The sequence below is a fragment of the Dokdonia sp. Hel_I_63 genome, assembly GCF_007827285.1.
Lineage (GTDB): Bacteria > Bacteroidota > Bacteroidia > Flavobacteriales > Flavobacteriaceae > Dokdonia.
The window spans coordinates 1,987,760-2,001,281 of the sequence record NZ_VISD01000001.1; the positions used below are offsets into that span (position 1 = coordinate 1,987,760).

The 13,522-nt window shown below is 38.4% G+C and carries 9 protein-coding genes; 3 read left to right on the forward strand and 6 right to left on the reverse strand.

Annotated elements, in window-relative coordinates:
* Positions 1-21: 21 nt before the first annotated feature.
* Positions 22-1,425: a TlpA family protein disulfide reductase gene (locus tag JM84_RS08740; protein WP_013752389.1), complete on the reverse strand. Its 1,404-nt coding sequence runs from the start codon at positions 1,423-1,425 to the stop codon at positions 22-24.
* Positions 1,426-1,591: 166 nt separating this feature from the next.
* Here JM84_RS08740 and JM84_RS08745 point away from each other — a divergent pair, with 166 nt between their 5' ends.
* Positions 1,592-3,211, forward strand: coding sequence for an ABC-F family ATP-binding cassette domain-containing protein (locus JM84_RS08745; RefSeq protein WP_013752388.1), 1,620 nt, complete (start codon positions 1,592-1,594; stop codon positions 3,209-3,211).
* A 2-nt stretch (positions 3,212-3,213) separates the two neighbouring features.
* On the opposite strand, the gene JM84_RS08750 is transcribed toward JM84_RS08745, so the two are convergent.
* The 3 genes from JM84_RS08750 to pheT all read right to left on the reverse strand — a co-directional run bounded on the left by JM84_RS08750 (position 3,214) and on the right by pheT (position 7,073).
* Entirely contained in the window at positions 3,214-3,738 is a 525-nt protein-coding gene (locus JM84_RS08750) for a putative signal transducing protein (protein ID WP_013752387.1), read from the reverse strand.
* A 17-nt stretch (positions 3,739-3,755) separates the two neighbouring features.
* Positions 3,756-4,478, reverse strand: coding sequence for a hypothetical protein (locus JM84_RS08755; protein ID WP_013752386.1), 723 nt, complete (start codon positions 4,476-4,478; stop codon positions 3,756-3,758).
* Positions 4,479-4,646: 168 nt separating this feature from the next.
* Positions 4,647-7,073 (reverse strand): phenylalanine--tRNA ligase subunit beta, encoded by a 2,427-nt coding sequence (pheT, locus tag JM84_RS08760; protein ID WP_013752385.1) that lies wholly within the window; start codon positions 7,071-7,073, stop codon positions 4,647-4,649.
* Positions 7,074-7,363: 290 nt separating this feature from the next.
* Here pheT and JM84_RS08765 point away from each other — a divergent pair, with 290 nt between their 5' ends.
* Complete coding sequence (locus JM84_RS08765) at positions 7,364-8,614, forward strand: peroxiredoxin family protein (RefSeq protein ID WP_013752384.1); 1,251 nt, start codon at positions 7,364-7,366, stop codon at positions 8,612-8,614.
* On the opposite strand, the gene recG is transcribed toward JM84_RS08765, so the two are convergent.
* A complete protein-coding gene (gene recG / locus JM84_RS08770; protein WP_013752383.1) occupies positions 8,615-10,717 on the reverse strand; it encodes an ATP-dependent DNA helicase RecG in 2,103 nt (700 codons plus the stop codon). It lies immediately after the preceding gene.
* Between the two features lie 81 nt (positions 10,718-10,798).
* Here recG and JM84_RS08775 point away from each other — a divergent pair, with 81 nt between their 5' ends.
* Entirely contained in the window at positions 10,799-12,895 is a 2,097-nt protein-coding gene (locus tag JM84_RS08775) for a M1 family metallopeptidase (protein WP_144783752.1), read from the forward strand.
* Here JM84_RS08775 and JM84_RS08780 read toward each other — a convergent pair whose 3' ends face one another.
* A complete protein-coding gene (locus JM84_RS08780; RefSeq protein WP_144783754.1) occupies positions 12,896-13,414 on the reverse strand; it encodes a hypothetical protein in 519 nt (172 codons plus the stop codon).
* Between the last annotated feature and the right edge of the window lie 108 nt (positions 13,415-13,522).

Sequence of the window (13,522 nt, forward strand, 5' to 3'; positions counted from 1 at the left end):
TTCATTGATATAAGTTGGTGCCTATTGATTTAAATAAGCTAGTAGTTCGTTTTCAAATTTAGAGTTGTGCAAGTTTGCGTGACTGTTTAAAATTTTTCCATTTTTATCAAGCACGATGGTCTTGTTAATATCATTAAGCACAAGTTGCTTTCTAGCTTGTTCTGGTTTTGCTAGTCTAAATTCTTTAGATTCGTCAAAGTCATTTTTCTCTAAGTGAAGCATCCATTTGTTATGCTCTGTATTCACATTAATAGCAATAAAATTGAACTCAGGATACTTTGCTTGCAGCTCGCGAACTTTTGCATGGGAGTTGTCCATATGAGCCATTCTTAAATACGACCAAAAAAATAACACTGTAGGCTTTGTAATACGACTAGAGAGGGTAGTCATTCCAGAATCTACACCTACGATCATGACATCAGGAATCATATTTCCTGCTTGCATAGATTTATTATTGTCATATAATGCATCGACTAGCGTTACCGTTTCATCAGAAGTAGAGACTTCCTTTATTTCGTCAAAAAGCTTATCAACTTCGTCTAGATTATTACTGTTAGCAATAAAAATACGAGACATTTGAGATAAAAGTCGCTCCTTAAGGTCTTTATTATTGATAAGACTGTCTATAACCGCTATCTGGTGATGGTTGTGTATGTATGATGTGCGATTATAATCGTTTTCCTTTCCATAACGAAGGTAGGTGAGGTTATTAATGTAAGAAGCAAGATATCTTCTAAAACTGTAAAGTTCTTCAAGATTGGGATTGTTTACATCTATGCTTTCGCGAAAGCTATAAAAATCATTAGGTAAGCTATCAATGAAGGATAACTTGTCTTTCCCATAATGAGCAAATGGATACCATTCTTTACGCTGGTAATTATCAAATTCTGTTACAGATGTTGCTATTTCAATAAATTCATCCGAATAATCTTTATCAAGCAAAAACTTATCTAGTTCTTCTTTATGAGTAATCGCCATGGAATCTAGCGTCTTCTGAAAATTCTTTGGATTTTTTTGATATTTTTTCTTAATGCCTTCGTTTTCACTCTCCCAATGTAAATACATGTCTAGTAAAAAAGTGCTTTTTTCCGACCCATAACCAGAAAAACTAAGTGACTCATCAAAATCCTTAGTATTTACTCTTAGTAATATACTGTCTCCTTCTTCTATATGCACTAATTGATGTTCTCCATGCTCTAGTCTGTATAGTCCAGGTTGGAAATCGTCAAATTTATATAGAAACCTATTTCTTCTGTCTAGTGGAATACTATCTGTCACTACTTCTCCCTTACGTAGCAGCACATAACTCTGTACAGGATTGATAATCTGCCCACCTAGATATGTCCCTTGAGCTTTATCATTTTCTTCAAAAACGCAGCTTGTAAAGGTGGTAGATACTATAAGTAAGAGTAGGAGGTACTTCATAAAAGGTAAATTTACACTTAATAAGATAGCTTATTGTGCTATTTCCAAAAGTAACTTTAATGACTTTTGCATATTGTTAACATATCGTTAAAAGCATTTTGTGTTTGTTATCATTATAATTTCTTTAATTATAGGTATTTTTGCACGCTCAAAATAGAAGTTTTTTATGTTATCAGTCTCTAATCTTTCAGTTCAATTTGGTAAGCGTGTTTTATTTGATGAAGTTAATACTTCATTTCTTAACGGTAATTGCTACGGCATCATAGGTGCAAACGGAGCAGGAAAGTCTACCTTTTTAAAAATACTTACAGGGCAACAAGATCCTACCTCTGGTCATGTGCACCTCGAGCCAGGAAAACGTATGTCTGTGCTAGAGCAAAACCACTATGCTTATGATGAGTATAATGTCCTTGAGACAGTGGTGATGGGTAACAAGCCTCTTTATGAAATTAAAGCAGAAATCGATGCACTGTATGCAGACTATACGGATGAAAACGCAGATCGTATCGGAGAGCTTCAAGTAAAGTTTGAGGAAATGAATGGATGGAATGCAGATAGTAATGCTGCAACTATGCTTTCTAACTTAGGTATCAAAGAAGATAACCATTATACCATGATGGCAGATCTTGATGGTAAGCAACGTGTACGTGTGCTTATTGCACAAGCGCTTTTTGGAAATCCAGATGTTCTTATTATGGATGAGCCTACAAACGACTTGGATTATGAAACAATTTCTTGGCTAGAGAATTTCCTTGCAAACTATGACAACTGTGTGATCGTTGTATCGCATGACCGTCACTTCCTTGATGCGGTTTGTACACATATCTCAGACATTGATCACAATAAAATTACCCACTATAGCGGTAACTATACCTTTTGGTATGAGTCTTCACAACTAGCAGCAAGACAACGCGCACAGCAAAATAAAAAGTCTGAAGAGAAGAAAAAAGAACTTCAAGAATTTATCGCTCGTTTCTCTGCAAACGTTGCAAAGTCTAAGCAAGCAACTTCTCGAAAGAAGATGATTGATAAGCTAGACATCGAAGAGATTAAGCCATCAAGTCGTCGATACCCAGGGATTATATTTGATAGAGATCGTGAGGCTGGTGATCAGATTTTTAACTGTACTGGTTTAAGTGCTTCTCTAGATGGTGAAGTTTTGTTCAAAGGAGTTGATATGAATTTGAATAAAGGCGATAAAGCTGTGTTATTTTCAAGAGATAGCCGTGCAACCTCTGCTTTTTATGAGATTATAAATGGTAATCAACAAGCAGATAGCGGGACTTTTGATTTTGGAGTAACTACTACACAATCTTATTTGCCTTTAGATAACGCTTCTTACTTTCAAGATGGAACGCTTAATCTTGTAGACTGGTTACGTCAGTATGCGCAAACAGAAGAGGAAAGAGAAGAAGTTTTCTTGAGAGGTTTCTTAGGGAAAATGATTTTCTCTGGCGAAGAGGCGCTTAAAATGTCTAATGTCCTTTCAGGAGGGGAGAAGGTACGTTGCATGATTTCAAAAATGATGATGAAGCGTGCAAATATCCTTATGGTAGATGAACCTACTAACCACTTGGATCTAGAATCAATTACAGCGTTTAACAATGCACTTAAAAACTTCAAGGGCACTGTGATGCTTACAACACATGATCATGAGTTTGCGAGCACGGTAGGTAACCGTGTGATAGAATTAACGCCTAAGGGTGTTATAGATCGCTACATGAACTTTGATGAGTACATGAGCGATAAGAGTATAAAAGAACAACGTATGGCAATGTATGAGTAAGGCTAAGCCTTACTCTTGTTCATAAAGTGTGTAATGAGCATATAGCTACAAAAAACAATGAGGCCTCCACTTAGCACAATGCGCAAAGTAGGAAGCTCTTCACCTTGAAGTAACGGTGAGAGTCTCCATATGGATAGTCCTAAGAAAAATACATATAAGAGAAGACGGCCAGAAGATAATTCTGGCTTTTTCTTTTCTGGTGCTGGTCTTGTGATTCTATTGATTGTTACTTTCGGCGCTTCTTGTTGCGATAGATTGTTTAATTCCTCGTCAGATAGTGCGTTGTTTGAAAAGTCTTCAAGAGCAATTTCTACAATATGTTTTGCCTTTACCAGATACTCTTTGTCAACAAGCAATCTAGATTGATCAGGAGAGCCTAGCGCGTAGCCTGCCAGCTTTGCACTCTCGTTATCATCTCTCACTATACTTGGGATGTCTTTCTCCTCTAGAATGGCCTGTAATCTTTTTGTTTCGATGATAGACCCAGTGTGGATTTTTTCATAACGAGAATCTGGAAGTATGCTCATATATTATTTTGGTAAGGTTATCTTGTTTTATCGTACTTACTATTCCATATCGCTTTATTAAAGTTCTTACCTAGTGCAAATGCATAAAATAAAACTACCGCTCCGATGGATTTAAACATAAAGAAAAATACCATAATATCTTGACCAAAATCTTGATTCTTTGTAAAAAGACCGTCTGGTGTTAATAATGTCGCCACTATACTAATGAGTACTGTTGTAATTATTAAGTTTTCAATAGACTTAAATGACCATGCCCATTGTTTTCTGAAAGGATTGAGGTCATTACCCCACTGGTGTATAAGGTAGTAATAGCCATTACCCATAGGTGCAAATAATAAAGGATCATCTGCTTTTTCTAACACAAACATTTTAGAAGGAGCGATGATCTTAAAACCATCAAGTTCTGTTTGGTGTGTGTTTTCAAGGTACTTAATATTATCAAGAACCTCTTGAGGGTATTTTCCTTTAAAGTATTTGGTATCGAGAAAACGCAGTCTGTAGTCTACGCAAATTTTCTCTATTTGTTTAATGTGGAAGATTTTTGAAGTTTCAAGTAAGTCAAAGTCAAACTCGTTATAACCTGCCTCAGAAGCTTCGTTTAGGGTTTTGAGGATTCCGCTTTCGCGAAAGCGGTCTTGATCAAAAACCTGTTGTACTTGTGCTAGGATATCTTGTTCTTGCTCACTTTTACTGCGCTCACGAAGTAACTTTTCGTGAATGTTGGTTCTGGATAATAGCATCTTTTTTTCTTTTAAAGATACAATACAAATGCGATAATGTCAATGGGAATAATTGATACTAGGTGATTTATGTATTAATTAAACAAAACAGTTAAGAAAATATGAGCAAAAAAAAAGCTCTTAGATACATCAAGTATCTAAGAGCTTCAAAATAGTACAGCTACCTTACTATCGAAGTGTAGCTCCTAGCTCTTTTTCAAAACGCTGTTGCAGTTTATTCATCGTTTTGTCTATCTGCTTATCTGTAAGTGTCTTGTTTTCGTCTTGTAACAAGAAGCTTACTGCATAACTTTTCTTGCCTTCAGGAAGATTTTTACCTTCGTAAACGTCAAAAAGATTTACATCTTTAAGTAATTGTTTCTCGGTTTGCTTTGCAATGGTTGTAATATCTTCAAACTGAACATTTGCATCTAGTAAAAGTGCAAAGTCACGTCGTACAGAAGGATATTTTGGAATGTCCTTAAACTTAACATTATTACGAGCAGCAATCTCTAAAATAGCATCCCAGTTAAAATCTGCATAATACACATCTTGGGATAAGTCAAATTTCTTGAGGATACTTTTCTTAACGATACCGTAGCTTACTACTTGTTGTTTTCCTAGTGATAGTCCTACGGCTTCAGAAAAAATATCATTCTTCACTGCAGAAGACCGTACTCTAGTAATCCCTAATTTTTCTAGTACAGCGCTTACCACGCCTTTGAGGTAATAGAAGTTAGTTGGAGTGGTAGGGTTGGTCCATGATTCTTCGGTGCGACTTCCAGTAACAAATAGGGCAAGGTGCTTATCTTCTTTGCGCTCCTCTGTGTAGTTATGGTAGGTTTTACCAAACTCAAAGAGTTTAATGTTTCCTCTACGACGGTTTACGTTGTATGAGATAGCTTCTAATCCAGAAAATAACATAGACTGTCGCATCACACTCAATTCTTTCCCTAGCGGATTAAGCATCTCAACTTGATGCTCCTCCTTAAGATTTTCAGAAAGTGCTGTATATGCTGGTGTAGTAAGACTATTTGCCATCATCTCATAAAAACCTTGAGCGGCAAGTTGGTTTCCTATCACGTCGCTTACTTTGTGATCGTCAAATTTTGAACTTGAAGACACCGTAGCATTAAGCTTTTTACCAAAGGTGATATTATTGTAACCGTACACTCTTAGAATTTCTTCTATAACATCTGCCTCGCGAGTTACATCGTTTCTAAAAGCAGGAATAGTCATCCCAATGCCACTTTCTGTAACGTTATTGATTTTGATATCTAGTGACATCAATATACCTTTAATAACTTCCTTAGGAAGTTCTTCTCCTATAAGTTTTGTAGCGTTATCAAAGTTCAAGAATACCTGTTGATCTTCTATTTTCTTTGGGTAGATGTCTACAATCTCGCTAGTAATTTCTCCACCAGCAATTTCCATAATAAGAAGCGCGGCTCTAGTGAGAGCATACTCTGCAATATTAGGATCGATACCTCTCTCAAAACGGAAAGATGCATCTGTATTTAAACCATGACGTTTAGCCGTCTTACGTACAGCAACAGGGTTGAAATAGGCGCTTTCTAAAAATATAGCAGAGGTGTTTTCTGTAACTCCGCTGTGGGCTCCACCAAAAACTCCTGCAATACACATAGGTTTCTCTGCGTCACAAATCATTAAGTCATCTTCATGTAACTCACGCTCTACACCGTCTAGTGTAGTAAACTTAGTACCTGCTTCTACAGTGCGCACTTCAATCTTATCTCCTGCAATCTTGTTTAAATCAAAAGCGTGTAGTGGTTGTCCTAGATCATGTAATACATAATTAGTCGCATCTACAATGTTGTTAATAGGAGAGAGGCCTATGGCTTTAAGTCTGTGCTTTAACCACTCTGGAGATTCGCTCACTTTTAAGTCGCTGATCACAACTCCTGCATAACGAGGTGCTTTTTCTGCATCTAGTACTTGAACATCGATCTTGTGTAGGCGCTTCTCAATTTTAAATGAAGATGTAGATGGAGTAATAAGACCTTTATTAACCCCTTGTTGTAATAAACCTGCCTTAAGATCACGGGCAACACCCCAATGGCTCATTGCATCTGCACGGTTAGGTGTTAATCCTATCTCAAAAACTTGGTCGTTTTCTATTTCAAAAACCTCTGCGGCTGGTGTTCCAGGGATAAGATCCTCATTAAGAATCATAATTCCATCGTGGCTTTTACCTAGCCCAAGCTCGTCTTCTGCACAGATCATTCCGTGAGATTCTTCACCGCGTATTTTACCTTTCTTTATTTTCCAAGCCTCACCTTCTTCTGTGTAAAGTGTAGTTCCTATGGTTGCTACGGGTACTTTCTGTCCTGCTGCGACATTAGGAGCTCCACATACTATTTGTACAGGTTTATCTGCACCTATATCTACTGTGGTTATCTTGAGTTTGTCTGCATTTTCATGCTGCACACAAGTAAGTACGTGACCTATTACAATTCCTTCTAGTCCACCTTTTACACTTTGGTAGGTGTCTATTCCTTCAATTTCTAGACCTAGGTCTGTAAGGAGGTTTCCGGTTTTTTCGGCACTCCAATCTATATCGATAAACTGCTTTAGCCAGTTGTAAGAAATCTTCATAAAACGTTGCGATTTTAAGACGTCAAAGATAGAATAACCTAGCTAGTGAGCAAAGCAGATGAGCGAGTATCTCAGTAGTTTTTTTACGCCTCCCGAGGTGAGTTAGGTACTAGTTTCGCAAAAGCGTGTTTTAGCAACACGTCATCTCGATAATTGGTGACTATAAACACTGTTTTGTAGGTGTTTGGCATTTTCTAATTACTAGGCGGTGAGACTTTATGCGTAGCTTACTATTTTAAACTTCTGTAAAGCTTTAAAAGAATGAGACTGTGTTGGTATATCTTTGATTTATGAAACAGATACTTATTCTCATCTCATTTATTAACATTATTTCTTGCAAACAAGACAAGGTAGTAATCACCCCTCAAAAGTTGAATTCAGGCTTTTGGAGAGCTACACTAGCTGTTCAAGATCAAGAAGAACTTCCCTTTATATTTGAGGCAAATGATGATGGAACTATTTCCATTTATAACGCAGAGGAGCGCATAGAAGTGGACGAGATTGTGATTAATGGCGATAGTATACGTATCCAAACTCCTGTTTTTGAAGGATATTTTGTGGGACGCTTTCGCGAAAGCGGAAATCAAATAACGGGCTCTTTTATAAAGCCAAGTCTTGATCGTGTGGTGCCGTTTACAATAAATTACGGAGTAAAAGAGCGTTTTATTTCTGCAGGCGAAGCACTAAGCGAGAATGAAGCGATTGTCAATATTGATGGTAGTTGGGAGACTGTTTTTAGTCCAGATAATGCTGACGAACGATACATCGCCAAAGGTACTTTCAAGTCAGATGGTGATATTGTTACGGGTACTTTTAGAACAACTACAGGGGATTACCGTTATCTCGAGGGGAAGTTAGATGGCGACGAACTTAGACTGTCAACATTTGACGGAGCGCATGCTTTTCTCTTTGTGGCAACTGTAACAGATAGTACGATGCAGGGGCAGTTCTATAGCGGAAACCACTTTAAAGAAGCATTTACAGCGATAAAAAATAATGACTACGAATTGCCAGACGCAAAAGGGCTTACGTATTTAAAAGAAGGGTATGATCGATTTGATTTTTCATTTAAAGATACCAGCGGTCGTATAGTTTCTTTGCAAGATGAGGAATACAAGGATAAAGTGGTGCTTGTGCAAATACTAGGTTCATGGTGTCCTAATTGTCTTGAAGAGTCTACGTTTTTTAGAGATTACCTAGTGAGTCACCCTAATGAGGATTTAAAATTAGTGGGACTAGCATTTGAATATGCAAAAACCGAAGAGACAGCAATACAAAGTATTAACCGACTTACAGATAGGTTGCAATTACCTTATCCAGTGCTGCTTGCGCAGTATGGAGAAGGAGCCGACAAGAAAAAAGCAGCCGAAAAGCTGCCTATGCTTAATCATGTACTTTCATACCCAACTACGATTTATATTGATAAAGATGGTGCTGTGAGACGCATCCACACTGGATATAACGGTACAGCGACAGGGGAGAAGCACCTTGAGTTTAAAGAGGAGTTTGAGGAATTTGTAGCGCAGTTACTAGCTGAGTAATTAAGATATATAGCTCCAGATATTTTTAAATTTCATCATCTGGGCATACATGAAGCGTATGATTTGATTTTCTTCTTTTTTAAAGGTGGGATCATCCTTAACCACAGCCCACGCATAGCTTCGGGCTACTTTGAGGATGTCATTATCTCTTATAATATCGGCTATCTTGAGGTTTAAGGCACCACTTTGTTGGGTTCCTGTAATATCACCAGGACCACGTAGCTTTAGATCAACCTCTGCGATTTCAAAACCATCATTGGTGCGTGTCATCGTCTCTAAACGCACTTTACTGTCGCTTGACAACTTATGACTGGTCATCAAAATACAGTAACTCTGCTCTGCGCCACGACCTACACGACCACGTAATTGGTGTAGCTGACTTAACCCAAAACGTTCTGCGCTTTCTATAATCATCACAGATGCGTTAGGCACATTTACGCCAACTTCAATAACGGTAGTGGCGACCATGATTTGTGTTTCGCCTTTGATAAAACGATTCATTTCAATCTCCTTATCGGCTGGTTTCATTTGTCCGTGGACGATAGAAATTTGATATTTTGGCATGGGGAATTCTCGCGAAATACTCTCATATCCATCCATCAAATCTTTGTAATCCATGGCCTCAGATTCTTGGATTAATGGGTATACAATATAGACCTGTCTTCCTAGTGCAATTTCGTCTCTAATAAACTTGAAAACTTTGAGCCTGTTTGAGTCATATCTGTGCACTGTTTTTATGGACTTTCTACCCGGTGGAAGTTCGTCTATAACACTCACATCTAGATCGCCGTAAACGGTCATAGCAAGGGTACGTGGAATAGGGGTGGCGGTCATCACAAGTACGTGTGGTGGGTACTCATTTTTATGCCATAATTTACTGCGTTGTTTTACGCCAAAACGGTGTTGCTCATCGATTACTGCAAGTCCAAGATTCTTAAATTTCACCTTGTCTTCTAGCAGTGCGTGGGTCCCAATTAAGATGTTTAACTCACCATTTTCTAGCTGTTCATGAATGATTCTTCTTTTTGAAGTTTTGGTTGAGCCTTGTAGTAGTGAAATACTGGTGTTCAATTCTTTACATAATTCTTTTAAACCATGATAGTGCTGCACTGCCAGGATGGCAGTAGGCGCCATCAGGCAAGCTTGAAAACCGTTGTCAAGCGCCATGAGCATTGACATGAGTGCTACTATGGTCTTCCCAGAACCTACATCTCCTTGTAAAAGACGATTCATCTGGGCATTTGTGCCCAGGTCATGACGAATTTCTTTGAGCACTCTTTTTTGTGCACCCGTTAATTCAAAGGGTAAATGGTCATTGTAAAAGGTGGTGAAATTAGGTCCTATTTTTTCAAATGGATACCCTTTTATTTTAGTTTTATGGTTTACATTTTTGAATGCTAATTGCAGCTGAATGTAAAAAAATTCTTCAAATTTTAATCGGTATTGTGCCCTTGCTAAATGCTCTTGAGATTGCGGGAAATGAACGTTCAAAAGCGCCTCTCTTTTTGGCATCAATTTAAGCTCAGTTAGGATGGGTTTTGAGAGGCTCTCAAAGAGGTGATTTTTACACTCTAAAAAGAGGGTTTGCATGACGCCATTTACCACCTTATTTGTGATCCCTCGATTGCTCAATTTTTCGGTAGATGGATATACCGGTTGCATCGCAGATTTGATACTTTTTTCATGATCTGCAAGTAGCTCCATTTCTGGATGAGGCATGGAAAAATTACCGTTGTAATAATTACATTTTCCAAAAATCACATAAGGAGTATTGAGCTTTATACTCTCCCTAATCCATTTATGTCCTCTAAACCACACAAGCTCCATTTGCCCAGTTTCATCTTTAAAAGTAGCAACGAGTCGTCGCCCTTTTCCTTCTATCATTTTGAGTCCTGAAAACTTGCCTATTATTTGCACATCGGCATTATTACGTTCTAGTTCGCCTATTTTGTAATACTGCGTTTTATCAATATACCGATTCGGAAACAGGTGCATCAAGTCCTGAAAGGTATGAATACCCAGCTCAGAGCGGAGCAAGTCTGCTCTGTTAGGACCTACGCCTTTGAGGTAATCTATTGGAGTTTGTAAAAAAGTGGGATTCATTAAAGTAAAAATAAGGTCTTTAATCAGATTTTCGAATTGATATTTAAAAGATAGTGGCTTAAAAGTTGTTATTTTTAAATTATGAAATACCTATTCCTGTTTTTAATCACCTGTTGCGCTTTCGCGAAGGCGTATGCTCAAGATATATCTCCACAAACCGCTTCTGTTGATTTTAAGACCATAAATGCGTCCTTGTCCTTAGATTTTGACAGTAAATCCGTTTTGGGATCCATTGAAACCACCTTTATGATATTACAAAATGTAGATCAGGTAGTCGTGGATGGCGTCGCAATGAAGGTTGTAGATAAAACACCGTCAATCACTGTCACTGCTACAGATAGTACCATTGTTCTCACTGGGGAATTTAAGGCAGGTACAACCTACAAAGCCCAATTTGATTATCAAGTGAAACCATTAAAAGCGGCTTACTTTGTAAATAATAACGGTAAAGAAGAATTCTGGACGCAAGGACAAGGGAAGTATACATCGCACTGGTTACCGAGTATAGATGATATGAACGATAAGATTGTTTTTGACTTAAAAGTAGCTGGACATAATAGTAAGACCATCATAGCAAATGGAAAAGGGAATAGAGTTTTAAAAGATTATGGTGCTCTGTTTTCTTCTTTTGATATGCAACAACCTATTTCTAGCTATCTCGTTGCGCTTGTAGCTGGGAATTATGCCATGAAGAGCGAGACTGCTAGTTCTGGAGTTACGTTGGAGTATTATTACCATCCTGAGGACTCGCTCAAAGTTGCGACTACTTATAAACACTCAAAAGAGATTTTTGACTTCTTAGAAACCACGATTGGAGTGCCGTTTCCTTTCCAAGATTATAAACAAGTTCCCGTAAAGGATTTTCTGTATGCAGGGATGGAAAACGCAAGCCTCACTGTGTTTTCAGATAGTTTTATGGTAGATGAGATAGGCTTTACAGATCGTAATTATGTAAATGTAAACGCACACGAGCTCGCGCATCAATGGTTTGGAGATTTAGTCACAGAAATTAGTAGTGAGCATCACTGGCTCCATGAAGGTTTTGCTACGTATTACGCATTCCTAGCAGAGCGTGAGATTTTTGGAGATGATTATTTTTACTTCAAGCTTTTTGAAACCGCAGAGCAGCTACGTGAACTCAGCGATATGGGCGAAGGGCAGAGACTCGTAGCTGCTGGAGGGAGCAGCCTCACGTATTATCAAAAAGGCGCGTGGGCAGTGCATATACTACGAGAACAATTAGGAGCCGAAGCTTTTGATACCGCAGTAAGAAATTACCTGACTAAGTACGCTTATAAAAACGTCACAACAGACCTATTTATGGCAGAAGTAGCCGCAGTAACAAGCATGGATCTCACTGCATTTAAGAAAAACTGGTTATACCAGAGTGCCTTCCAAGCAGAGGAAGCGCTTGCTTCCCTCAAGGAAAACGCATTCATGCAGCAGTATTTCCAACTGCAGTCGGGTAGAGCAGTGGCGCTTTCTTCTAAGTTTACAGCGCTCATGAATGCCATAAATACAAAAAACGACTATCTAGGTGCAGAGGCGATTTACCAGCTCTCACAAGAATCTATAAACGCTACGCTTCCGGCATATAAAAGCGCCATGGCAACAGAGAATGTTTTTATAAGACAAGCTATTGCTAGTTCGCTTGAGGAAGTTCCAGAAGTACTAGTTCTTGAGTTTTATGAGTTGCTTAGTGATCAGAGCTATATCACACGAGAGCAGGCTATGATTAAATTGTGGGTATATCACCAGCAACGCAATGATCCTACGTCACAACGTAAAGTACTCGACCTTATGGATAATCAGATGGGATTTTCAGATGGCAATATAAGAACACTGTGGCTTGCGTTATCCCTCGCGACACCACAATATAAGCCTGAGCAATCTTTAGCTCGTTATAAAGAGCTTATAGGTTATACAGCACCATCTCAACCGTATCAGCTACGGGAGAATGCATTTAACTATTTAAGACAGCTAGAATCTTATGAGGAGGAGAGCCTGCATAATCTTATAGAAGCTAGTGTACATCACGTTTGGCGTTTTCGCGAAAGCGCAAGAAGGCTACTTACTAATGCCCTTAAAAATCCAAAAATAGCCGCTATGCTTCTAAATATAAAAAGCGACCTCTCAGAACAAGAAATCGCTTATTTGCAACGTATAAAGGCGTTATAGCTAGATAATCTCGCTCACTTCTTGCTTGATAAATTGTAAAGCCGTGTCGCTAGGAGCTGCCGTATCCATAAGATCACGTAAGATCGTCTCACGCAATTTATCACTGGTATCAACTTTATCACTCATATTAGTCTTACGTATAAGGGCAGCAGTTGCACTTTTGGCAGTGCGCACCACGTTCCAGCACTCTTGAGTAATATAGATTTGCTGAGATAAGTTATGTTCAAACTCCTCTGTAATGGTGCGTAATAAAAGCGCTTCATAATCATTTGCATCATCACTGTAGGGCTTTACACGTGATACTAGATTGCCTGGGGAGATGCGCTCAAGGAAGAGCGTAATGCGCTCATAGGCTTGTAATTTTTGAGGTAATGCATTTGCCTGATTGGCTTTATGAAGTTGGAATCTGCGTTGTCCATCTTGCTCCTTTATGTATTGGCTAAAAAAGTAATATGCCAGCAACGCAACGATTACTGCGGGTAGAAGGTTAAAGGCTAGATTAGTAAGGTCTTGTGTCATGATAAGTAGGTTCTGGTTGCTATGTTCTGGATGAATAACAAACTTACTTGCTTTTTAGTATGCAACCAAATGGGATGTGATTATTCGCTTTTGCGAAAATTTGAGTTT